At 52.8% G+C, this 22370-nt stretch carries 23 protein-coding genes and 1 riboswitch; of the genes, 21 read left to right on the top strand and 2 right to left on the bottom strand.

The window, feature by feature from the left end; genetic code table 11:
• Positions 1-93: 93 nt before the first annotated feature.
• Positions 94-231 (top strand): hypothetical protein, encoded by a 138-nt coding sequence (locus ACE5LO_RS21175; protein WP_375521973.1) that lies wholly within the window; start codon positions 94-96, stop codon positions 229-231.
• Positions 232-441: 210 nt separating this feature from the next.
• Entirely contained in the window at positions 442-1941 is a 1500-nt protein-coding gene (locus ACE5LO_RS21180) for an alpha-L-fucosidase (RefSeq protein WP_375521974.1), read from the top strand.
• A gap of 49 nt (positions 1942-1990) precedes the next feature.
• On the opposite strand, the gene ACE5LO_RS21185 is transcribed toward ACE5LO_RS21180, so the two are convergent.
• Entirely contained in the window at positions 1991-2119 is a 129-nt protein-coding gene (locus ACE5LO_RS21185; RefSeq protein WP_375521975.1) for a DUF4023 family protein, read from the bottom strand.
• A 171-nt stretch (positions 2120-2290) separates the two neighbouring features.
• On the opposite strand from ACE5LO_RS21185, the gene ACE5LO_RS21190 reads away from it, so the two are divergent.
• From ACE5LO_RS21190 to ilvA, 17 genes are all read left to right on the top strand, one after another.
• Positions 2291-2554, top strand: a complete 264-nt coding sequence (locus ACE5LO_RS21190) for a DUF1294 domain-containing protein (RefSeq protein ID WP_375521976.1) — start codon at positions 2291-2293, stop codon at positions 2552-2554.
• Positions 2555-2674: 120 nt separating this feature from the next.
• Positions 2675-3109, top strand: coding sequence for a universal stress protein (locus tag ACE5LO_RS21195; protein WP_375522024.1), 435 nt, complete (start codon positions 2675-2677; stop codon positions 3107-3109).
• 436 nt (positions 3110-3545) lie between these two features.
• Positions 3546-3647, top strand: a riboswitch (purine riboswitch).
• Between the two features lie 199 nt (positions 3648-3846).
• The gene (gene purE, locus ACE5LO_RS21200) at positions 3847-4332 is read left to right on the top strand and encodes a 5-(carboxyamino)imidazole ribonucleotide mutase (protein WP_375521977.1); all 486 of its coding nucleotides are present in this window, start codon (positions 3847-3849) and stop codon (positions 4330-4332) included.
• Positions 4329-5498 carry a 5-(carboxyamino)imidazole ribonucleotide synthase gene (purK, locus tag ACE5LO_RS21205; RefSeq protein ID WP_375521978.1) on the top strand — a complete coding sequence of 390 codons (1170 nt, stop codon included), beginning with the start codon at positions 4329-4331 and terminating at the stop codon, positions 5496-5498. The genes purE and purK overlap by 4 nt, the downstream gene beginning before the upstream one ends.
• Entirely contained in the window at positions 5495-6790 is a 1296-nt protein-coding gene (purB, locus tag ACE5LO_RS21210) for an adenylosuccinate lyase (RefSeq protein WP_375521979.1), read from the top strand. The genes purK and purB overlap by 4 nt, the downstream gene beginning before the upstream one ends.
• Before the next feature lie 94 nt (positions 6791-6884).
• A complete protein-coding gene (locus ACE5LO_RS21215; protein ID WP_375521980.1) occupies positions 6885-7763 on the top strand; it encodes a phosphoribosylaminoimidazolesuccinocarboxamide synthase in 879 nt (292 codons plus the stop codon).
• A gap of 65 nt (positions 7764-7828) precedes the next feature.
• Positions 7829-8074, top strand: coding sequence for a phosphoribosylformylglycinamidine synthase subunit PurS (gene purS / locus ACE5LO_RS21220; protein WP_375521981.1), 246 nt, complete (start codon positions 7829-7831; stop codon positions 8072-8074).
• Positions 8075-8078: 4 nt separating this feature from the next.
• Positions 8079-8768 (top strand): phosphoribosylformylglycinamidine synthase subunit PurQ, encoded by a 690-nt coding sequence (gene purQ / locus ACE5LO_RS21225; protein WP_375521982.1) that lies wholly within the window; start codon positions 8079-8081, stop codon positions 8766-8768.
• Positions 8746-10989, top strand: a complete 2244-nt coding sequence (gene purL, locus ACE5LO_RS21230) for a phosphoribosylformylglycinamidine synthase subunit PurL (protein WP_375521983.1) — start codon at positions 8746-8748, stop codon at positions 10987-10989. Before purQ ends, purL begins: the two co-directional genes overlap by 23 nt.
• The gene (purF, locus tag ACE5LO_RS21235; protein ID WP_375521984.1) at positions 10974-12467 is read left to right on the top strand and encodes an amidophosphoribosyltransferase; all 1494 of its coding nucleotides are present in this window, start codon (positions 10974-10976) and stop codon (positions 12465-12467) included. Before purL ends, purF begins: the two co-directional genes overlap by 16 nt.
• Before the next feature lie 385 nt (positions 12468-12852).
• Positions 12853-13893 carry a phosphoribosylformylglycinamidine cyclo-ligase gene (gene purM / locus ACE5LO_RS21240; protein ID WP_375521985.1) on the top strand — a complete coding sequence of 347 codons (1041 nt, stop codon included), beginning with the start codon at positions 12853-12855 and terminating at the stop codon, positions 13891-13893.
• Entirely contained in the window at positions 13893-14510 is a 618-nt protein-coding gene (gene purN / locus ACE5LO_RS21245; protein WP_375521986.1) for a phosphoribosylglycinamide formyltransferase, read from the top strand. Before purM ends, purN begins: the two co-directional genes overlap by 1 nt.
• Positions 14511-14802: 292 nt before the next feature.
• Entirely contained in the window at positions 14803-16350 is a 1548-nt protein-coding gene (gene purH / locus ACE5LO_RS21250; protein ID WP_375522025.1) for a bifunctional phosphoribosylaminoimidazolecarboxamide formyltransferase/IMP cyclohydrolase, read from the top strand.
• 24 nt (positions 16351-16374) lie between these two features.
• Positions 16375-17640: a phosphoribosylamine--glycine ligase gene (gene purD / locus ACE5LO_RS21255; protein ID WP_375521987.1), complete on the top strand. Its 1266-nt coding sequence runs from the start codon at positions 16375-16377 to the stop codon at positions 17638-17640.
• Between the two features lie 86 nt (positions 17641-17726).
• Positions 17727-18023 carry a putative quinol monooxygenase gene (locus ACE5LO_RS21260; RefSeq protein WP_375521988.1) on the top strand — a complete coding sequence of 99 codons (297 nt, stop codon included), beginning with the start codon at positions 17727-17729 and terminating at the stop codon, positions 18021-18023.
• Positions 18024-18202: 179 nt separating this feature from the next.
• Positions 18203-18814, top strand: coding sequence for an alpha/beta hydrolase (locus ACE5LO_RS21265; protein ID WP_375521989.1), 612 nt, complete (start codon positions 18203-18205; stop codon positions 18812-18814).
• A gap of 216 nt (positions 18815-19030) precedes the next feature.
• Positions 19031-20305 carry a threonine ammonia-lyase IlvA gene (gene ilvA / locus ACE5LO_RS21270; RefSeq protein ID WP_375521990.1) on the top strand — a complete coding sequence of 425 codons (1275 nt, stop codon included), beginning with the start codon at positions 19031-19033 and terminating at the stop codon, positions 20303-20305.
• A gap of 94 nt (positions 20306-20399) precedes the next feature.
• Here ilvA and ACE5LO_RS21275 read toward each other — a convergent pair whose 3' ends face one another.
• Positions 20400-20891 carry a hypothetical protein gene (locus tag ACE5LO_RS21275; RefSeq protein ID WP_375521991.1) on the bottom strand — a complete coding sequence of 164 codons (492 nt, stop codon included), beginning with the start codon at positions 20889-20891 and terminating at the stop codon, positions 20400-20402.
• Positions 20892-21076: 185 nt separating this feature from the next.
• Between ACE5LO_RS21275 and ACE5LO_RS21280 the strand changes: the two genes are divergently transcribed.
• Together ACE5LO_RS21280 and ACE5LO_RS21285 are read left to right on the top strand one after the other, a co-directional pair.
• Positions 21077-21280 carry a hypothetical protein gene (locus tag ACE5LO_RS21280; protein ID WP_375521992.1) on the top strand — a complete coding sequence of 68 codons (204 nt, stop codon included), beginning with the start codon at positions 21077-21079 and terminating at the stop codon, positions 21278-21280.
• A 197-nt stretch (positions 21281-21477) separates the two neighbouring features.
• Positions 21478-22302 carry an alpha/beta hydrolase gene (locus ACE5LO_RS21285; protein WP_375521993.1) on the top strand — a complete coding sequence of 275 codons (825 nt, stop codon included), beginning with the start codon at positions 21478-21480 and terminating at the stop codon, positions 22300-22302.
• The last annotated feature ends 68 nt before the right edge of the window (positions 22303-22370 follow it).

Here is a 22370-nt window from a genome sequence, read left to right on the forward strand (position 1 = left end):
GCACTTCGTGCTCAAAAGATGACTTTTTGAACAACCTCTAATGGTATAAAGTCAAAAAGAAATTGGCATGGTAAGGGCCAGGGGGTGATTACTGTGCCACACCGCAAATCGTTAACGATCAAGGAGCAGCAAAATAAATCCAGCATCATGGATGAGAGTACCACGGTGCATCCGAAAAAGGGGGCTCATCGTCCTCCCAGTCTGAACGGCATTCCCAAACGGGAATCCTGATATTTTCACGTCGAACCGGTATGCATGTTGTACCGGTTCTTTGTCATGCAAGCAGGGTCTTCTTCCGGAAAAATTGAATCCCTGGACCCGCAAATTTCATCGTTTTGGAATCATGCTTAAAACCGAATTATCTATTATAATGGAAAAAACTAACTACTGATATCATGAAAAACTCACTACTGAGGATGGATCGACTAAGGGGGACGATGTATGACGGAACTGTTTCGGCTGCGCGAGGAGAAAATGCAGGAGGTTCATGGAACGATAGGCAATGGCCCGTTTAAACCTGACTGGGATTCCCTGCGGGATTACAGCGTGCCGCGCTGGTATGAGGATGCCAAATTCGGCATTTTCATTCATTGGGGTGTGTATTCCGTGCCGGCTTATGATAACGAATGGTATCCCCGCAATATGTACATCGAAGGAACGCCGGCCCACCAGCATCATATCGCTGCCTACGGGCCGGTGGATAAGTTCGGGTACAAGGATTTTATCCCGCATTTTACGGCTGAGAACTTCGACCCCGAGGTTTGGGCCGATTTGTTTAAATCGGCTGGTGCTGCTTTTGTCGTCCCCGTCGCAGAGCATCATGACGGCTTCGGCATGTACGATTGCCCTTTCTCGGATTGGACGGCGGCGAAGATGGGTCCGCAGCGGGACATTATCGGCGAGCTGGCGGATGCTGTAAGACGCCGCTATATGACCTTCGGCGTATCCAGTCACCGTGCCGAGAACTGGTGGTATTACAATGGAGGACGTGAGCTGCCATCCGATGTGCAGGACCCGCGTTATGCAGGATTGTATGGTCCGGCTCAGCGAACTTATGGCGAGCCTGGTTATCCGCAGCCGATTTTGCCGCCGAGCGAGGAGTTTCTGGAGGACTGGCTGGCCAGAACCTGCGATCTGATCGACCGTTACGGTCCGCAGCTCGTATATTTCGACTGGTGGATTGAGCAGCCGGTCTTCAAGCCGTACCTGCAGAAGCTTGCGGCCTACTACTATAACAAGGCTGCCGAGTGGGGCCGCGGTGTCGTGGTCAACTACAAGCTCGACGCTTTCGCGGAAGGGACGGCCGTCTATGATATGGAACGGGGCCAACTGGCTGATATCCACCCTGATGTATGGCAGACCTGCACCTCGGTCGGGGAGACGGCATGGTGCCATATAGCAGACCATAAGTACAAGACGTCCGCAGCTCTTATCGGTGATCTGGTGGATATCGTCAGCAAAAATGGAGTCATGCTGCTCAATGTCGGTCCGCGCGCCGACGGAACGATTCCCGGAGAGGAGCGAAAGCTGCTGCTTGAAATCGGGGAATGGCTTGCGGTCAATGGAGAGGCCATCTATAGCACCCGGCCGTGGAAGGTATACGGCGAAGGGCCTACGGAAATCGTCAGCGGAACCTTCAATGATACGAAGCGCAGCCCTTTCACCGCTAAGGATGTCCGTTTTACAGCAAGAGGAGATAAGCTGCTGTACGCCTTAATCATGGGATGGCCGGATGAAGGGCGTGCGCTGATCGAAACACTTAGCTCCTCTTCCAGGCTGTTTACCGGCCAAATTATGAAGGTGCAGGTTTTGGGCTGGAAGGAGGAGCTGAGCTGGAGCAGGAAAGAAGACGGGCTGCATGTACTGCTTCCGGAAGCTCTGCGTGCCCGGCCTGTTATCGCAGTACGGATCGAGTATGCTGTGGCGGAAGCGCTCGAATAAGCATCAGCTGATACCGGTGTTGCCAAAAAGCCGGCTTCTTTTCAGATGCTCAGGGATTTTTCGAGTGCTGCTTGGTCGGCAGCTTTTCGCTCGGTGTACCGTGTCCTTTTTTGCGGTTATGCGCCTGCTTCTTCTGAGTCTCGTTCAATTTTTCAACATATTCATGGGTATTGTCCATACAACAATTCCTCCTTCAGCTGAGAAATGCGGTCCATAGTTAATATAACCACGATCATACCGGATCATGAGCGGATTTGCTGTGGGAAGCATCATTGTTCCAGTTTGCGTCAAGGGAGTATAATGAATTTGTACTACAAGGCAGCCGTTCTGGCGACGGGGAGGGAAGAGGTTGCACGCAGCACTGTTGATCTGGCTTTTTGTAATTAACTGTATTGCTTATATTGTGATGTCTGATGATAAAAACAGAGCGCGGCGCAAGCGCGACAGGATTCCGGAAAAAACTTTATTTCTGTTGGCGTTCATTGGCGGCGCACTCGGCATTCTGGTCGGCATGTACCGGAAGAGGCATAAAACCAAACATGCCAGCTTCAAATACGGTATTCCGCTGCTGTTGTTCCTGAATGCGCTGCTTTATGGTTATTTTTTAAGATGACCGGGCATGGCATGACTCTTCTGAATGAGTAGTGATGGGTTATAAGCGTTGGCTGCGGGTAAATATAGTAAAACCGGATAATGCGACCTATACAGACCTATATAAAAGAGGAGATGGTTGATCATGTTTAATAAAATCCTGTTGGCATATGACGGATCGAAGGCGGCCAATGAAGCGCTGGAAAAGGCGGTGCAATTGGTGAACCTGACTGCAGGAGCGGAACTGAGAGTAGTTCATGCCTTTGATTTTCCCCGTGTGTTCGTTGGTGAGGGGCTGGCCCCCATCCCGGCTTCAATCAATAAGGAATATTATGATCTGTCCAACCAGACCGCTGAAGAGGTGAAAGACAGAATTGCCCAATTTGGAATAGCTGCTGTAGTGGATGTCATCCAGGGTTCACCGGCCGAGGTCATTCTTGATTATGCCGCAGAGCACGGGTCGGATGTGATCATTGTCGGCAGCCGCGGACTGGGCGGTATTCGCGAATTCGTGCTGGGCAGTGTTAGCCATAATGTGGTGCAGCATGCAGAAATCCCGGTGCTGGTTGTAAAATAACAAAAAACAGTGTTGATGCCAATTCCCCCGACTTTTCGTAATATAACGATGCGGGGGATTTTTGATTTGTTGTGAAAACGAACATTAAATTAATGTAAAAGAGAAATGTTCGCCTTTTAAGTTGACATAGAGTGTAGCAGATTGGTACACTAGATAAGGAATTGTTGAAGAGGTAGTTCAAAAAGTCATCTTTTGATCACGAAGAAGTCAGGGAGCGGACTCGACATCGAATCTTGAATTCAGCCGGGACTAAGCGGATGCTTCCGAAGCATGTTTCCTACGGAAACATTTTAGGTGCTCACGTACCCCTAGTACGCTCCGCTCCTCAGTCCCTTGCTTCATCCAACTCAAGCGTTTTGAAAAAACGCACATCGGAAGCATAGGCTTCGGTGCTGAAAACCTGACTTTTTGAACACGTACTTGAAGATTGAATCTTTAAAATTTACTGTGGAAAACTCGTATAAATCCGGGAATATGGCCCGGAAGTCTCTACCCGGAAACCTTAAATTTCCGGACTACGGGAAATAAAACCGACCGCGAGCAGCGGCTTTTCGGCTTGCCTTTGGCGTGTCTTTATTCATTTTTGTTCGACAAAAAAGGCGGTCATCGGCGTTATTTTCAGTAGTCCGGTATCTTGAAGAAGCTGTATTTTCGAGGATGCCGGATTTTTTGCCCTTTTTGAAGGTACGTCGATGGATGTTTTTCATAAGGAGCATGAATTAGGAGTGTGGAAGGACATGCCGGTACAGGTAGGCGTCATCATGGGCAGCCAGTCAGATTGGGACACGATGCAGCATGCGTGTGAAATACTGGATGAGCTGCAGATCAGCTATGAGAAAAAAGTCGTTTCGGCGCACCGGACGCCGGATTTGATGTTTGAATATGCGGAACAGGCGGCTGAGCGAGGAATTAAGGTCATCATTGCTGGTGCGGGGGGAGCCGCTCATCTTCCGGGCATGGTAGCCGCCAAAACGACGGTGCCGGTGATTGGTGTGCCGGTGCAGTCCAAAGCCCTGAACGGACTTGATTCGCTGCTATCCATCGTGCAGATGCCGGGCGGCATTCCGGTGGCGACGGTGGCGATTGGCAAAGCCGGTGCGACGAATGCGGGCTTGCTGGCAGCACAGATCATTGGCTCATTCGATGAAGAGGTGCGGAGCCGGGTGCAGGCGAGACGGGATCGCATCCGCAGCGAGGTGCTGGAAAGCAGTGATTCCTTATGAAGCCTAACGGCAGAGTGCTGCCGCCCGGATCAACAGTGGGCATACTTGGCGGTGGACAGCTGGGGAGAATGATCACACTGTCCGGGGCGGCAATGGGATACAGGTTCGTTACGCTGGACCCTGCGCCCGATTCTCCCTGCGGGCAGGTGGCCGACCAGATTATAGCCCCTTATGATGACATGGACGCAGCACGGCGATTGGCGGAGCAGTCTGATCTCATCACGTATGAGTTTGAAAATGTGGATGCAGGCGTGGCCGGCATGCTTGAACGGGAATCCTATGTGCCGCAGGGCAGCAAGCTGCTCTACACAACCCAGCATCGGCTGCGGGAAAAAAGGGCGATTGAAGCGGCCGGTGTTCCGGTTGCCCCCTACCGGGAAGTTACATCACCAGAGTCTATGGAAGCGGCTGTTAAGGAACTAGGGCTTCCTTGTGTGCTGAAAACGGCTACCGGCGGATACGACGGGAAAGGCCAGCGTGTCATTCGTACCGAAGCGGAAGTGAAAGTAGCTTATGCCGATTTAGCGGCTACCGGGGCTGAACTGGTCCTGGAAGGCTTCGTCAATTTCCGCTGTGAAATTTCAGTGATCGCAGCGCGCAGCACGCAGGGAGAAATACGAACCTTCCCGCCTGCGGAAAATATACATGTGAACAATATTTTGCATGCTTCTATTGTGCCAGCTCGTATACCGGAAGAAGTAAGGGAACAGGCCAGACGGCTGGCCGAAGCCATTGCCGATTCGCTGGACGCCGTAGGGCTGCTGGCGGTGGAGATGTTTGTGACAGAGGATGGAGAGCTGTACGTTAACGAGCTTGCTCCCCGTCCGCACAACTCCGGCCATTACACGATGGACGCCTGCGCTACCTCGCAGTTTGAACAGCATCTGCGGGCGGTGTGCGGACTGCCGCTCGGCGACACGAGGCTGCTGACCCCAGTGGTGATGGTCAATCTGCTCGGTGAGCATCTGGAGCAAGCCGTGGCCCGGACTGTACAGCCGGACACGGTCGCTGAACGCCTGAATGTAATCCCGAAGCTTCATATATACGGAAAGAGCGAAGCGAAAGCGGGGCGCAAAATGGGGCATATCAACCTGCTCTGCGACGATGTGGAGAACGGCCTGGAATGGATTGCACAAACCAATATTTGGAGGAATCATCAGTTATGATTGAACGATACAGTAGACCGGAAATGAGAGCCATCTGGACGGAAGAGAACAAATTCAAGGCATGGCTGGAAGTGGAGCTGTGCGCTTGTGAGGCCTGGGCTGAATTAGGCATCATTCCAAAGGAGGATACAGTCGCCCTGCGTAAGAACGCTTCATTTAACATCGACCGCATTCTTGAAATCGAGCAGGAGACCCGTCACGATGTGATTGCCTTTACCCGCACGGTGTCGGAAAGCCTTGGGGCTGAGCGCAAATGGGTACACTATGGCCTGACCTCCACGGATGTCGTGGACACGGCGCTTGGCTACCTGTTGAAGCAGGCCAACGAGATTTTGGAGCAGGACATCATCCGTTTTATCGATATTTTGAAGGAAAAAGCGATTGCTTATAAAGATACGCCGATGATGGGACGCACGCACGGCGTTCATGCCGAGCCTACCACCTTCGGACTGAAAATGGCACTTTGGCATGAAGAGATGAAGCGCAACCTGGAGCGCTTCCGCCATGCTGCGGATAACGTGCAGTACGGTAAAATTTCCGGGGCAGTTGGCACCTACGCCAACATTGATCCATTTGTTGAGGAGTTTGTCTGCCGCAAGCTTGGCACGAAGCCGGCGCCCATCTCCACGCAGACGCTGCAGCGTGACCGTCACGCTGAATATATGGCGACACTGGCCTTGATCGCCACCTCGCTCGACAAATTCGCCACGGAAATCCGCGCTCTGCAGAAGAGTGAATTCCGTGAGGTGGAGGAAGCCTTTGCGAAGGGACAAAAAGGTTCGTCAGCTATGCCGCACAAGCGCAATCCGATCGGCTGCGAGAATATTTCCGGCCTGTCCCGCGTGATCCGCGGACATATGGTGTCCGCCTACGAGAATGTGCCACTGTGGCATGAACGGGATATTTCCCATTCCTCGGTGGAACGGATCATCCTGCCGGATGCGACGATGCTGCTGAATTACATGCTGAACCGTTTCGGAAATATCGTGAAGAACCTGACTGTGTTCCCGGAAAATATGAAGCGCAACATGTCCCGCACGTTCGGTGTTCCATTTTCCGGCCGTGTCATGACAAAGCTGATCGACAAAGGCATGAGCCGTGAGCAGGCTTATGATACCGTACAGCCGCGCGCCATGCAGGCTTGGGAAGAGCAGTGCCAGTTCCGTGAGATCGTGGAAGCGACACCGGAAATCACCGCCCTGCTTAGTACGGAAGAGATTGAGGATGCCTTTAACCCGGCATGGCATCTGAAGCATGTGGACACCATTTTTAAGAAGCTTGAACTGATTTAAAAAGCAACATTACCGGGGGACTGGATTTATTATCGGCGAATTGGATTTTTAAACAGATCGGAATTTCATTTTTCTCGGGGAAGAAGGTAGAAACATGGCGTTGTCTACAGCCGCAGACCTGATTGATGCACCTCTGCTTTACAAAGGCAAAGTGCGTGAGCTGTATGATTTGGGGGAGCATTACCTGATCGTCGTGACGGACAGAATTTCGGCATTCGACTATGTGCTGGAGCCGCCGGTGCCGGAGAAGGGCAATGTCCTGAACCGGCTCAGCAGCTTTTGGTTCGACAAAACCAAACATATTATAGATAACCATGTCGTTCACACCGATGTTGAGCAACTGGGGGCGGTGGTGAAGGACAGAGAGCTGTTGAAGGACCGGATTATGGTAACCCGCAAAGCGGAACGGATTGACATCGAATGTGTCGTGCGCGGTTATATCACCGGTGGCGGCTGGCGGCAGTACGAGCAGACCGGCGAAATTAACAGCATTTCGCTGCCTGAAGGCATGCGCAAGAATGAGCGTTTTCCAGAGCCGCTCTTTACGCCTGCGGCCAAGAACGATGTTGGTCATGACGAGGACATTTCCCTTGACCGTATGAAAGAGCTGGTCGGTGTGGAACTGACTGGGGACCTGGAGCAAAAGAGTCTTGAACTGTACGAGTTTGCAAGAGCATACTGCGAGGAACGCGGTATTATTTTGGCAGATTGCAAGTTTGAATTCGGCCTGATTGATGGCAAGCTGATTTTAATCGATGAAATTTTCACACCGGACGCGTCCCGCTTCTGGGCCAAGGAGAAATATGCGCTGGATGTGGAGATCGACAGCATGGACAAGGAGCCGGTGCGCAGCTATTTGGCGGCATCGGATTGGGATAAAAACAGCACACCCGCGCCGCTTCCTGCTGCCGTTGTTGCAGAAACGACCGCGCGGTACACCGATATTTTGCAACGATTGACCACGCCGTCCTGAGGATCGGCATGCTTATACCGCTTCATATTATCTGATTCACCATTCAGAGGAGGAACTCGAAGAATATGTTAAAAGCAAAGGTCTATGTCACGATTAAACAAAGCGTACTCGACCCGCAGGGGGTAGCTGTGCAGGGTGCTCTTCATTCTATGGGCTTTGCCGAGGTTGAGAGCCTGAGAATCGGCAAATATATGGAGCTTCAGCTCGATACGGCTGACCGCGCGGAGGCGGAACAGCGGGTGGCTGCCATGTGTGAAAAGCTGCTGGCCAATACGGTAGTTGAGGACTACCGTTACGAATTGGAGGACTGAATCCATGAAATTTGCTGTGCTGGTATTTCCGGGATCCAACTGTGACATTGACTGTTATAAAGCGGTGGAGGATGTATTGGGTGAGCCGGTGGATTATGTCTGGCATACGGCTACAGACCTGTCCGCTTATGACTGCATTCTCGTTCCGGGTGGCTTCTCTTATGGTGATTATCTGCGCTGCGGCGCGATTTCCCGCTTTGCTCCCGTCATGAATGAAGTGGCCAAGGCGGCTGAGCAGGGCAAGTTCATTCTGGGCATCTGCAATGGTTTTCAGATTCTAACGGAAGCAGGTTTGCTTCCAGGTGCGTTAAGACGGAATATGTCCATGAAATTCCGCTGCCATGATACGGTGCTTCAGGTGGCGAATAACAATACTCCGTTTACGCGTGATTATGCGCAAGGTGAAGAGATCGTCATTCCAATCGCGCATGGCGAAGGCAACTACTACTGTGACGAAGAAACGCTGGCCCGCCTGCAGGCGAACAACCAGATCGTATTTACGTATAAAAGCAACCCGAACGGCTCGCTTACGGACATCGCGGGCATTAGCAACGAGCAGGGCAATGTGCTTGGTATGATGCCGCACCCGGAGCGGGCGGTGGATCAACTGCTCGGTACCGATGATGGTAAACGCATGTTCACATCGATTTTGAACGCATGGAGGGATAAACATGGCGCAGCAAGTGTCCGCTAAGGAACCAACGGCAGCACAGGTGGCCGAGCATAAACTGTATCAGCAAATGGGCGTGTCCGACAGTGAGTATGAACTGATCTGTGAATTCATGGGACGCAAGCCCAACTACACGGAGATCGGCGTGTTCAGCGTCATGTGGTCGGAGCACTGTGCGTATAAAAATTCCAAACCGCTGCTGCGCCGTTTCCCGACAAGCGGACCGCGTGTTCTGATGGGACCCGGTGAAGGCGCGGGCATCGTGGACATCGGTGACAACCAGGCTGTCGTATTCAAAATCGAGAGCCACAACCACCCGTCTGCAGTCGAGCCTTACCAAGGGGCGGCTACAGGTGTGGGCGGTATCATCCGCGACATTTTCTCGATGGGCGCGCGCCCTGTGGCTGTCCTGAACTCGCTGCGTTTCGGCAAGCTGGAAAGCGACCGTGTCAAATATCTGTTTGAGCATGTTGTATCCGGCATCGCGGGTTACGGCAACTGTATCGGCATTCCAACTGTCGGCGGCGAAGTTGTGTTTGATGAAAGCTATGAAGGCAACCCGCTCGTCAACGCGATGTGTGTCGGCCTGATCGATCATGATAAAATCCAGCGCGGTGTAGCCAAAGGCGTAGGCAACCCGGTGTTCTATGTAGGTCCTCCTACCGGACGTGACGGCATTCATGGCGCCACCTTCGCTTCTGTCGAGCTAACGGAGGAATCCGAAGCGAAGCGTACAGCGGTGCAGGTCGGCGATCCGTTCATGGAAAAGCTCGTGATGGAATCCTGCCTGGAGCTCATCAACAGCGGCATCGTGCTTGGCATTCAGGATATGGGCGCCGCCGGCCTGACCTGCTCCAGTGCGGAAATGGCGAGCAAGGCTGGCAACGGGCTTGAGCTGTACCTGGATCAGGTGCCGCAGCGTGAGGAAGGCATGACGCCTTACGAAATGATGCTGTCCGAATCACAGGAGCGCATGTTGTTCGTCGTTGAACCTAAGGATGAAGCGCAGGCGCGCGAAATTTTCGAACGCTGGGGCGTGATCTGCGCCAAGGTCGGTAAAGTGACGGATGACGGCCGTCTGCGGCTGTTCCACCACGGTGAGGTTGTCGGCGATATGCCGGTGAACGCGCTCGTGGACGAGTGCCCGATTTACAACAAGCCGTCCGCAGTACCTGCTTATTATGAGCAGAACGCGGCTGTCGATACGCTGCGTTACGAAGAAGTGAAGGATCTTGGCGGAGCGCTGAACAAGATTCTGTCTTCCCCAAGCGTAGCGAGCAAAAAATGGGTATACGAGCAGTACGACTACATGGTGCGCACCAGCACGGCCGTTCGTCCTGGCTCGGACGCGGCTGTCGTTACGGTCCATGGCACCCGTAAAGGACTGGCGATGACAACGGACTGCAATGGACGTTATGTCTACCTCGACCCTGAAGTGGGCGGTAAGATTGCTGTCAGCGAAGCGGCACGCAACATTGTTTGCTCCGGCGGCGAGCCGTTGGCGATCACGGACAACCTGAATTTCGGCAGCCCGGAGAAGCCGGATATTTTCTGGCAGATGGAAAAAGCGGTGGATGGCATGGCGGAAGCGTGCCGTGTGCTGGACACGCCGGTCATCGGCGGCAATGTCAGCCTGTACAACGAAAATGCCAAAGGCGCGATCTATCCGACCCCGGTGGTCGGCATGGTTGGCCTCGTGCATGATACGGATCATATTACGACACAAGGCTTCAAGGCGGAAGGCGATGTCATTCTGCTGCTGGGCGACACCAAAGCTGAGCTGGGCGGCAGTGAGCTCCAGGCGGTAGTGCATGGCGTATCGGAAGGACGTCCACCGCAGCTTGACCTGGAGGTTGAGAAAAAGCTGCTGAAAGGTGTGCTGGGCGCGATTCAGCAAGGTCTCGTCCGTTCCGCTCATGACCTGGCGGAAGGTGGATTGGCTGTTGCGCTGGCGGAATCCTGCATCAGCGGCAGCTTGGGCGCACAGGTGAACGTAACGACAGACCTGCGCCCGGATGTGACGCTGTTCAGCGAAAGCCAATCCCGCATTCTGCTGTCGGCTGCGCCTGACAAAGCGGAAGCGCTGGAATCGTACCTGCGCGGGCTGGACATTCCGGTGTCCGTTCTCGGTAAGGTTGAAGGCTCCGAGCTGACGATTGAGGTCAACGGACAGCCTGGGGTGCAGGAGTCTGTGGCCAGCCTGAAGCAAATCTGGGAGGATGTCATTCCATGTCTGATGAACTGAGCCAACCGCAGCTTCGGCAGACGTTTTGGACAGGGGATTATTACAATGAAGGATCCGGCAAGGACGGATTATTCGATAAATTAAAAGAGGAATGCGGAGTTTTCGGGGTGTACAGACACCCTGAGGCCGCTTCTTTGTCCTATTATGGCCTGCATGCGCTGCAGCACCGTGGCGAAGAAAGCGCCGGCATGTGTGTCAGCGACGGCGGCGAATTCCACTACCATCGCGGCATGGGGCTGGTGAAAGAAGTATTCGACAAGGATATTATGGCCTCGCTGACAGGCGATATCGCCATCGGGCATGTCCGCTATTCCACCAGCGGCGACAGTAAGCTGACCAACGCCCAGCCATTGGTGTTCAAGTACCGTGACGGGGATCTGGCGGTGGCTACGAATGGCAATATCGTCAATGCGCTGCAAATCCGGCGTGAGCTGGAGCAAAGCGGCTCGATCTTTCAGACGACCAGTGATACCGAGGTTGTGGCGCATCTGATTGCCCGCTCACCGAAGGATCTGGTCGAGGCGACCAAGGATGCGTTCAACCAGATTGTCGGTGGCTTCGCTTTTCTGGTCATGACCAATGACAAGCTGATTGCCGCCTCTGACCCGCATGGCCTGCGTCCGCTGACGATGGGCCGCTTGAACGGTGCTTATATTTTCGCGTCGGAAACCTGCGCGCTGGAGACCATCGGCGCTGAGTTAATTCGCGATATTGAGCCCGGCGAGCTGCTGGTGCTGGATAAAGATGGCCTGCGGGAAGAGCGGTTCGATCACGGCAAGCACCGTAAGGCCCTGTGCGCGATGGAATATATTTATTTTGCGCGCCCGGACAGTGATTTGAACGGCTCCAATCTGCATATGGCCCGCAAACGCATGGGCAACCAAATGGCGATGGAATGCTTCATTGATGCGGATGTCGTCACTGGCGTGCCGGATTCAAGTATTTCCGCCGCGATCGGTTATGCGGAGCAAACGGGCATTCCTTATGAGCTGGGTATGATCAAAAACAAATATACCGGACGGACCTTTATTCAGCCAAGTCAGGAGTTGCGGGAGCAGGGTGTCAAGATGAAGCTAAGTGCCGTGCGCCGGGTTGTTGAAGGCAAGCGTGTCGTTATGATTGATGACTCCATCGTGCGTGGCACGACATCACGCCGGATCGTCAATATGCTGCGCGATGCGGGAGCGACGGAGGTGCATGTGTGCATTACCTCGCCGCCGTTCAAAAATCCGTGCTTCTACGGCATTGACACGCCAGACCGCAAGGAGCTGATCGCTTCCTCCAAAACGATTGAGGAAATCCGTCAGGAAATCAATGCGGATTCGCTGCATTTTCTGAGCTTCGAAGGACTGATTGAGGCTGTCGGCGGCCATAACAGTTCTGATCCCAAGGGCGGACTCTGTCTCGCCTGCTTCGACAACGAATACCCGACACAGGTGAATTTCAACGGTGAGGAGAAGTTTGGCTGCAGCTGCTGAAGCAGCGGGGATTCAATTGCTTTTTGGCCGTTTCTGTCTGAAGGTTAACGGGTTCAATCATTAGCAGGATTAATTATTGCCGGACCGCGGTTAGCGGAAATTCATTCTCTCTTAACGGACTGGAGTGCTCTTATTTACCCCAAAAGGCGGAATTTCATTGTCTTACCGGACTGTAGAGATCTTATTTACCCGAAATTGGCCGAATAAATGCGTTTAAAAGCTAAATAAAGGCTATGGGGTCCGTCAACATTCCGCAAACGCTTGATTTCACCGAAATAGCGTCATTACAGTCCGTCAGGATGATTCACGTATGCTTGTCTGGCTTTGTCAACTCTGGTTTCGATTTTGAACCAATTCTGTGATCTACAAAAGGAGTGTTATCGAGGTGTCCGACGCATACAAACAGGCTGGTGTTGACATTGCAGCCGGCAATGAAGCGGTAGAACGGATGAAGAAGCATGTGAAACGTACCTTCCGTCCGGAAGTAATGGCGGATTTGGGCGGTTTTGGCAGCTTGTTCGCCTTAAATAAAGATAAATACGAGGAGCCTGTGCTTGTTTCCGGTACCGACGGGGTCGGAACCAAGTTGAAGCTCGCTTTTGCCATGGACCGCCACGATACGATCGGCATTGACGCTGTTGCGATGTGTGTGAACGATATTGTGGTGCAGGGTGCGGAGCCGCTGTTTTTTCTAGACTATCTTGCCTGCGACCGTGTAATTCCCGAGAAAATTGAAGCGATTGTAGCCGGTATTGCCGAAGGCTGTCATCAGTCGGGCTGTGCGCTGATCGGTGGGGAAACGGCGGAAATGCCTGGCATGTATAGTGAAGGGGAATACGACATTGCCGGTTTTACCGTGGGTATTGTCGACAAGAGCAAGGTGATTAACGGCAGCACGATTGCTGCCGGGGACGCTGTCATCGGGCTCGCTTCGAGCGGTGTGCACAGCAACGGCTTTTCCCTGGTGCGCAAGCTGCTGCTTGAGCAGAGTGGCTACAACTTGCAGGATGAGGTAGAAGGATTGAACGGTAAGCTTGGAGACGTGCTGCTTGAACCAACTAAAATTTATGTGAAGCCGGTGCTCACCTTGCTGGAAAAGGTGACGGTAAAAGGCATGGCTCACATTACGGGCGGCGGCTTTATCGAAAATATTCCGCGTATGCTGCCGGACAATGTAAATGTAGATATCGAATACGGCTCATGGCCAATTCTGCCGATCTTCAAGCTGCTGCAGGACAAGGGAGCGATCTCCAACCGTGATATGTTTACAACCTTCAACATGGGCATCGGTATGGTGATGGTCGTGAAGCAGGAGGATGCAGAGTCTGCGCTGGCGATCCTGCGTGAACAAGGTGAGGAAGCTTATGTTATTGGCCGTGTTACCGAGGGCAGCTCGAAGGTGACCTTCACAGGAGCGGAAGTGTAATGGGAGCATACCGGGTGGCGGTGTTTGCCTCAGGGCAGGGGAGTAACTTTCAGGCTCTTGTAGATGCCGCCGCAGACGGCAGGCTCGGCGGAGCGGAGGTTAAGCTTCTGGTAAGCGACAAGCCTGCGGCGGCTGTTGTCGGCCGGGCGCAAGCCGCTGGCATTGAATGTTATACGTTCCAGCCCAAGAACTACGCCACACGTGAGGATTATGAACAGGAGCTGGTCAGCATGCTGCGCGAGAAAGAGATCGATCTGGTCGTGCTGGCCGGATACATGCGTTTGCTCACCAGCGTGATGGTAGAGGCTTTTACAGGCAGAATCATCAATATCCATCCATCCTTACTGCCGGCTTTTCCGGGGAAGGATGCGATTGGACAGGCTTTGCATTACGGCGTGAAGCTAAGCGGGGTAACGGTTCATTTTGTGGATGGCGGTATGGATACAGGGCCGATTATTGCCCAGCGGGCTGTTCCGGTCACGGAGGAAGCGGCCCAAGAATCGCTGACGGCAGCCATTCAAGCAGAAGAAAAAGCGTTATACCCTGAAGTGGTCTCATGGTTCGCAGAGAGACGGGTGAAGCTGGAGGGCAGGAAGGTTACAGTCATTCAGCGTTAATCCGCAGTGCATGGCTGGCGTCTGCTGTCAGTCGGCTCTTTTTTTGTCAAAATGCAAGCAGGTCAGGCGAGCCATATTCCGATATTTCTCGGGAAATAGTGAAAATATCACGCAGCAGAAGCTGCCTTTCGCCCATGTTTGGTGGGGTATAGGTTTGGATTTAAAAAAAAGCAGCAGAAGCTGCCTTTCGCCCTTATCTGGTGGAATGGGCTTGGATTAATAAAAAGCAGCAGAAGCTGCCTTTCCAACCCATTTTCCTGGCGGGTAATGGGTTGGAAAGCTAGGAGGATAAATCGTGATCAAAAGAGCTTTAGTCAGCGTATCGGATAAACGGGGCATCGTGGATTTTTGCCGTGAATTGTCCAATCTCGGTGTGGAAATCATTTCGACAGGTGGCACCAGCAGTCTGCTGTCGAAGGAAGGAATTCCGGTAATCGGCATCTCCGATGTGACCGGATTTCCTGAAATTATGGATGGACGGGTCAAAACGCTGCATCCGGCGGTGCACAGCGGTTTGCTGGCCGTTCGTGACAACGAAGAACACCAGCGCCAGATGAAAGATCTGGGGCTTGATTATATCGACCTCGTGGTTGTGAACCTGTATCCTTTTGCCGAAACCATCGCCAAGCCTGACGTGACTTATGAGGATGCTATTGAAAATATCGATATCGGCGGGCCTACCATGCTGCGCTCTGCTGCGAAGAACCATGCTTTTGTCACCGTTGTTGTAGATGCCGATGATTACCGCACTGTGCTTGAAGAGATCCGCAGCGATGGCGATACGGAGCTGGAGACCCGCAAGCGTCTTGCCGCCAAGGTTTTCCGTCACACGGCCGCTTACGATGCTCTGATCTCGGACTATCTCTCCAATGTAACCGGTGATCCGCTGCCGGAACGTTTTACGGTAACGTATGAGAAGGTTCAGGATCTCCGCTACGGCGAGAATCCGCATCAGCAGGCAGCCTTCTACCGCAAGCCGCTTGCGGCCGGCGGCACACTCGTCTCGGCGAAGCAGCTTCACGGCAAAGAGCTGTCTTATAACAACATTAACGATGCCAACGCCGCCTTGCAGATTGTAAAAGAATTTACAGAGCCTGCGGTTGTGGCAATTAAGCATATGAATCCTTGCGGTGTGGGCACAGGTGCAAGCATTTATGAAGCATACAGCAAAGCTTATGCGGCAGATCCAACTTCGATTTTTGGCGGCATCGTGGCAGCGAACCGGGCTATCGATGGCGATACAGCCGCGAAGCTGAGCGAGATTTTCCTGGAAATCGTTCTGGCTCCGGGCTTTACGCAAGAGGCGCTGGACATCCTGACCAAGAAAAAGAACATTCGCCTGCTGGATACAGGAGAAATTGACTCGGCCCTTGACCGTACCAGCCAATTTGTCGTCACTTCCATTGAAGGCGGCATGGTTGTACAGCAGAGCGACGTTCATTCCATCGATACGGCAGACCTCAAGGTTGTAACAGACCGTGCTCCTTCCGAGGAGGAACTGAAGCAGCTACTGTTCGGCTGGAAAGTAGTTAAGCATGTGAAATCCAATGCGATCGTGCTGGCTGCGGACAATATGACAGTTGGTGTCGGAGCTGGCCAAATGAACCGTGTTGGTGCGGCGAAGATTGCGATTGAGCAGGCCGGAGAGAAAGCGAAAGGTGCTGTGCTCGCATCTGATGCCTTTTTCCCGATGGGGGATACGTTGGAATTGGCGGCTAAAGCAGGTATTACGGCGGTAATTCAACCTGGTGGGTCGGTCAAGGACGAGGAATCGATCAAGGTTGCAAATGAGTACGGAATTGCCATGGTGTTCACGGGAGTGCGCCATTTCAAACACTAAAACCGGTCGGGAGGGGTTCAAAAGATGGATATTTTGGTCATCGGCGGCGGCGGCCGTGAGCATGCCATTGTATGGGCGTTGAAGAAGAGCCCGCAGGCAGGAACGATCTACTGCGCACCGGGCAATGCGGGCATCGGGCAGCTTGCCGAATGCGTGCCGATTGGTGTATTTGAATTTGAGCGGCTGACGGCCTTTGCTGAGGAGAAGCAGGTGGGGCTTGTGGTTGTCGGACCGGACGATCCGCTGGCAGTTGGCATTGTGGACGCTTTTGAAGCCAAGGGAATCCCGGTGTTCGGCCCGCGTAAAAATGCAGCGGAAATTGAAGGCAGCAAGACGTTTATGAAGGATCTGCTGCATAAATACAATATCCCGACCGCAGCTTACCGCAAATTTGACAGCTATGATGAGGCCCGTGCTTATTTGCTGGAACAGAAGATTCCGATGGTCATTAAGGCGGACGGTCTGGCGGCAGGTAAAGGGGTAACCGTAGCCTACAGTATGGAAGAGGCTGAAAAAGCGCTGTCCGACATGATGGTAGACAAGGTATTCGGGGACGCAGGCACTCAGGTCATCATCGAGGAGTTTCTGGAGGGACAGGAAATGTCGATTCTGTCCTTCGTGGATGGCGAGACGGTACGCCCGATGGTGGCTGCGCAGGATCACAAGCCTGTCTTTGACGGAGACAAAGGCCCGAATACAGGCGGCATGGGAACCTATTCCCCGCTGCCGCATATTGCGGATTCTATCATTGAGGAAGCAATTGAAACGATCATCAAACCGACAGCCAAAGCGATGGTTGCGGAAGGCAGACATTTTACAGGCATATTGTTCGCTGGGCTGATGATTTCTCCTGACGGAAAGCCGAAGACAGTGGAGTTCAACGCCCGTTTTGGCGATCCGGAGACACAGGTGGTGCTGCCGCGTCTGAAATCGGATTTGCTGTCGATTTTCCTGGCGGCGGTTAACGGTACGCTGGCCGATGTGGAAATTGAATGGAAGGACGAGGCAGCGGTGTGTGTCGTGCTGGCATCTGGCGGTTATCCTGGCTCTTATCCGAAAGGGGTGCCGATTCACGGACTTGACCAGGCGGATGAAGCCATTGTTTTCCATGCCGGAACAGCTGTAAACGAGGCTGGCGAATGGGTGACAAACGGCGGGCGTGTGCTGGGTGTCGTCGGTCTGGGCCGTGATATCGCAGCCGCCCGTGCCAAGGCTTATGAGCAGGCGGAGCGGATTACTTTTGCAGGAAAACAGAATCGTACGGATATTGCAGCCAAAGCATTGGTATGAACATAATAAAGCGTTCCTTGAGCCGATTGGGCCAGGGAGCGCTTTCGGAAAATGCATACTACTCTAAGAAAAAGGTGAGGTGCCCCATGATCATTATTCATGCTAACCTGAAAGTTCTCGCTGAGAAACAGGAGACGTTTTTGACACTGATGCAGGGGCTGGTTAAAGCTTCTCAGGCGGAAGAAGGCAACCAGCGTTATACGTTGATGCAGGATGTGGAGGATGAGAACAGCTTTACCGTGGTGGAGGAGTGGAAGGACGAGGCGGCGGTTGATTTTCATAATCAGACGGAGCATTTTCAAAGCTTCGTAGCCGCTGTTCCGGAATGTCTGGCTGCACCTCTGCAGGTGAGCAAATTTGCTAACGCCGACCAGGTGAAGTGAAAAAAGATATTTGAAAAGCGTTCACTTCTGTGCTGATGAAAGCCGCAGAAGCTGAACGCTTTTTCGTATTTGGAACGGATTATATAACTAATGGTTGTTTAACGTGCCGACCTTGTGTATAATAAAATTCAAATATAAGAATCTTAATATTAAAATTAAATGAAAGGTGGCTGTTTGTTATGAATCATATTTTCCGTAAAGGAAGCAACCCTGATGCGCCTGTATTGCTGCTACTGCACGGAACCGGAGGCAACGAACATGATCTGCTGCCGCTGGCAGAGCTGGTATCGCCGGGCTCTTCTGTCTTGGGGGTAAGAGGAAATGTGCTGGAAAACGGAATGCCGCGTTTTTTCCGGCGTCTGGCTGAAGGTGTATTTGATCTGGAGGATCTGGTCATGCGAACGAAGGAGCTGTCCGCTTTTGTGGATGAAGCTGCTGAACGTTACGAATTTGACCGTCAAAATGTGGTGGCCATCGGGTACTCGAATGGCGCGAATATCGCGGCCAGCATGATTTTTCATGAGAAGTATGTGCTGCGCGGCGCGATTCTCCATCATGCGATGGTGCCGCTCCGTGATCTCCAGCTTCCGGACATGAAGGACCTGGCCGTGTTTATCGGCGCAGGGGAGAATGACCCGATGATTCCGCTGGCGGGTACGGAGGAGCTGCGTGATATGCTGGAAAGCGCCGGAGCAGAAGTGACAATGCACTGGGAGCGGCACGGCCATCAGTTGACACGCACCGAAGTTGAGGCCGCCGCACGCTGGTTTGCAGAAAAGTACACAGTTTGACTCAGCCTTAACATGAACCGTCTACATTTAGGCAGGCAACCTTATAAGGGGCACCCGTTTTCCAGGAACGGAGCCCCTTTTTCATTTTGATGCCTGAAAAAGGGACAGAGTCTTTACACTTTCCGGTGAGAAACGTAATATGATAACGAAAGCGGTCTTTAAAAGCCGTTCATATTAGATAGACATATATAAGTAAGCGGAGTGTGGGTGATAATTATGAAACCAAAGCAAGTTTCCCAGCGGGCTCCATCGGTGGGAATGGAAGATATCGTGCGTGCGCATCATCTGCTGCGTGATGTGATTGTGCGGACACCGCTGCAGCGGGATGCGATGCTATCGGCCAAATACGGCTGTGATGTCTATTTGAAGCGTGAGGATTTGCAGGTTGTGCGTTCATTCAAAATACGCGGCGCCTATAACATGATCCGCAGCCTGTCGGCAGAGGAAGTAAGCAAGGGCATTGTCTGCGCCAGCGCGGGCAACCATGCCCAGGGAGTCGCCTATTCCTGCAATGCTCTCGGTATCCAGGGCAAGATCTATATGCCTAGCACTACGCCCAACCAGAAGGTCAAAATGGTGCGCCGTTTCGGCGGAAGCAGTGTTGAGATTATTCTGACGGGAGATACGTTTGATGATGCCTACGAGGAAGCTGTCAAGACGTGCAAAGAGCAAGGCATGACGTTTATTCATCCTTTTGATGAGGCGAAAATAGTAGCCGGCAACGGTACGATTGGTATGGAGATTATGGAGAGCCTGGATGCTCCCGCAGATTATGTGTTTGTGACCATCGGCGGCGGAGGGCTGGCAGCCGGAGTAGGCACTTATATCAAAACGATGAGTCCAGCAACCAAGATCATCGGAGTGGAGCCGCTGGGAGCAGCTTCGATGAGTGAAGCGATGCGCAATAACGGTGTCGTAACCTTGGAGGAAATCAATAAATTTGTCGACGGTGCCGCCGTCAAGCGGGTCGGGGAGCTGACTTACAGCATTTGTTCCAACGTCCTCGACGAGATTGTGAAGGTGCCAGAAGGGAAAGCCTGTACGTCCATTCTGGAGATGTACAATGAAAGTGCCATCGTAGTGGAGCCTGCAGGCTCGCTGCCTGTTGCTGCGTTGGACAAGTACCGGGGGCAAATCCAGGGCAAGACGGTCGTTTGTATCGTAAGCGGAGGCAACAATGACATCGACCGGATGCAGGAGATCAGGGAACGCTCCCTCATGTACGAGGGGCTGAAGCATTACTTCATGGTCAATTTCCCGCAGCGGGCAGGCGCTCTGCGGGAATTTCTGCAGGATGTGCTCGGGCCGGAAGACGATATTACCCGTTTTGAATATACGAAGAAGAACGACAAGGAGAACGGTCCGGCCCTGGTCGGAATCGAGCTCCTGCATAAAGAGGATTATTTGCCGCTGATTGAGCGGATGAAGCACAAGGGAATCCAGTATATTGAACTGAACAAGGACGTTAACCTGTTCAATATGCTGATCTGATTTTCATCCCTCGAACGGTGTTAGAGCAGGCAAAAGGGGAGTTCCGGATCAATGGGACTCCCCTTTCTTGTTGCCTTCTTGACATGATGTACTGTTATTTATTCTTGCGCAGAAACAGCGGTTTAAGCCCGACCCAGCCAATAACGGCGATAATTAAGCTTATCCATGGGGATACAGTGAACACGGGCAGGCTTCTGTTAAGCAAAATGCCCCCGACCAGAATGACCACAACGAGGACCACATACAGCAGCATTGATTTCAAATCAAGCTTCGGCTTCTCAGGCACGCGTGCTTGTCCATTCTTTCCCCCCGGAGCCGTATCCTGCCCGGCTTCATCATCCGGGCTGCCCATAAAACGGGTTAACGCTTCAATCAGCAGAATCGCACCGGCCGCTACAATAAGCAGTGTCGAGATGCTGATTTTCTCATAAGGGGCTGCATTGCCTCCAGTTGCAAGCACAACCAGACCGAGTAGCGCAACCGCTGTAAAAAAGAAGGTCAAAGCGATCCAGGCGATCATGGCAAAATATTTGAGCCGGGATTCAGGCTTGTCTTGCCCCTGCTCTCCGGAATTGGGTTGATACATTCATCAGGCCTCCTGCAAACAATCCATATGAAATCCAGTATACGTGAGCAGGCGGATTATCGCAAAGTCTGTTACGCAGAAATGATTTGCCAGCGATGTATATTGAGAACGCTTCCTGTTGAAAAATATGGAGGATGCTGCGGGAGCTGCACTCAATTTTTTTCAGGAGAGGAAGGGGCCGGCATATGAACAGCGGACTGAATTCCGGCAAAGTCAGACATATTGTCCAGGGCAATGCTCCGCGTTACCGTGTCGAGGATACGGAATTCGGGTATGATTTCGATGAAGGTCGGGAACATGTGCTGGACGCTCAGCACGGCGATTCCGTTTTAACGGGATGGGAAGGCCGCAGTGAGACCCATGCGATGTACCGGCGCAGCTACGAGTAATTCAGGCTGCTGAATTCCGGCGGCGCTTGTTGCCCTGAAGAGGAAATGGCCTTTTCGGGAAGCAGGCGTCTTTTTTCTGTTGCGGCAGTGTGATAAGGTCCGTTGACACCCGTCAGAGCGATGTGTACAATAAATCATATTAAGTAGATCGGAATTAATGGTTAAATGATGGGATCAAGGAACAGGGGGAGAGGCAGATGGAAAGACAGATTGGCATACGCTTTGAGGGTGAGGAACTGACGGCAACGCTGCATTATCCGCGCGGGGTGGAGAAGACGGGATGCCAGAGCCGCAATTCGCTGGTGATCATATGCCACGGATTTGTCGGCAGCCGCATCGGGGTTGACAGACTGTTTGTGAAGACGGCGCGCAGGCTTGCCGATGCGGGGCATTTGGTGCTCCGCTTTGATTACGCAGGCTGTGGCGAGAGCACCGGTGAATATGGGGAACAGAGCATGCATGCCATGATCCATCAGACGCGTGCTGTACTGGACTACGCCTTGAGCTGCGCCGATGTGGATCCGAAGAAGGTTACGCTGATCGGCCACAGTCTGGGCGGTGCGGTTGCCGTTCTGACGGCTGTGCGGGATAAGAGGGTGAAAAATCTCGTGCTCTGGTCGGCTGTCGGTTATCCGTTCAGTGATATCGTGAAGCTTACCGGGCGCAATGTCTATGATCAGGCAGTTAAGGAAGGACAGGCGGATTACCTCGGTTACAGCCTTACTCCTGCATTCTTTGAGTCCCTGGCGCAATTCCAGCCTTTCCAGGAAGCCGTCAAGTTCAGCGGGGACGTGCTCGTCGTTCATGGCACTTCGGATGATGTGATTCCGGTGGACTACGCCTTCCTCTATCAGAAGGTTTTCTGGATGCGCTCGGAAAGCCGGTGTGACAAGGAAATTATTTTTCAGGCAGACCATACCTATTCTTCGGGCCCGGAGCGTGCGCAACTGATTCAGCGGACCGTGGAATGGCTGGATGAACGTGAACGGCTTGAAAAAGAATGGCAGCACTGGATGATTTGACACTATTGGAAAATCCCCATGCGCAGGAGTAAAATAGAAGGGCAACGATTAAATTGGCGTGTGGAGGT

It is taken from the genome of Paenibacillus medicaginis (genome assembly GCF_042138635.1).
In the GTDB taxonomy this organism is placed as follows: Bacteria; Bacillota; Bacilli; order Paenibacillales; family Paenibacillaceae; genus Paenibacillus; species Paenibacillus medicaginis.

Excerpts from the sequence above, each read along its gene's own strand:
- ACE5LO_RS21180 (WP_375521974.1), top strand. The coding sequence starts at position 442 with ATGACGGAACTGTTTCGGCTGCGCGAGGAGAAAATGCAGGAGGTTCAT.
- ACE5LO_RS21265 (WP_375521989.1), top strand. The coding sequence starts at position 18,203 with ATGAATCATATTTTCCGTAAAGGAAGCAACCCTGATGCGCCTGTATTG.
- ilvA (WP_375521990.1), top strand. The coding sequence starts at position 19,031 with ATGAAACCAAAGCAAGTTTCCCAGCGGGCTCCATCGGTGGGAATGGAA.
- purB (WP_375521979.1), top strand. The coding sequence starts at position 5,495 with ATGATTGAACGATACAGTAGACCGGAAATGAGAGCCATCTGGACGGAA.
- purK (WP_375521978.1), top strand. The coding sequence starts at position 4,329 with ATGAAGCCTAACGGCAGAGTGCTGCCGCCCGGATCAACAGTGGGCATA.
- purN (WP_375521986.1), top strand. The coding sequence starts at position 13,893 with ATGGGAGCATACCGGGTGGCGGTGTTTGCCTCAGGGCAGGGGAGTAAC.
- purE (WP_375521977.1), top strand. The coding sequence starts at position 3,847 with ATGCCGGTACAGGTAGGCGTCATCATGGGCAGCCAGTCAGATTGGGAC.
- purL (WP_375521983.1), top strand. The coding sequence starts at position 8,746 with ATGGCGCAGCAAGTGTCCGCTAAGGAACCAACGGCAGCACAGGTGGCC.
- purF (WP_375521984.1), top strand. The coding sequence starts at position 10,974 with ATGTCTGATGAACTGAGCCAACCGCAGCTTCGGCAGACGTTTTGGACA.
- ACE5LO_RS21185 (WP_375521975.1), bottom strand. The coding sequence starts at position 2,119 with ATGGACAATACCCATGAATATGTTGAAAAATTGAACGAGACTCAGAAG.
- purS (WP_375521981.1), top strand. The coding sequence starts at position 7,829 with ATGTTAAAAGCAAAGGTCTATGTCACGATTAAACAAAGCGTACTCGAC.
- purQ (WP_375521982.1), top strand. The coding sequence starts at position 8,079 with ATGAAATTTGCTGTGCTGGTATTTCCGGGATCCAACTGTGACATTGAC.
- ACE5LO_RS21275 (WP_375521991.1), bottom strand. The coding sequence starts at position 20,891 with ATGTATCAACCCAATTCCGGAGAGCAGGGGCAAGACAAGCCTGAATCC.
- ACE5LO_RS21260 (WP_375521988.1), top strand. The coding sequence starts at position 17,727 with ATGATCATTATTCATGCTAACCTGAAAGTTCTCGCTGAGAAACAGGAG.
- ACE5LO_RS21285 (WP_375521993.1), top strand. The coding sequence starts at position 21,478 with ATGGAAAGACAGATTGGCATACGCTTTGAGGGTGAGGAACTGACGGCA.
- ACE5LO_RS21215 (WP_375521980.1), top strand. The coding sequence starts at position 6,885 with ATGGCGTTGTCTACAGCCGCAGACCTGATTGATGCACCTCTGCTTTAC.
- purD (WP_375521987.1), top strand. The coding sequence starts at position 16,375 with ATGGATATTTTGGTCATCGGCGGCGGCGGCCGTGAGCATGCCATTGTA.
- ACE5LO_RS21280 (WP_375521992.1), top strand. The coding sequence starts at position 21,077 with ATGAACAGCGGACTGAATTCCGGCAAAGTCAGACATATTGTCCAGGGC.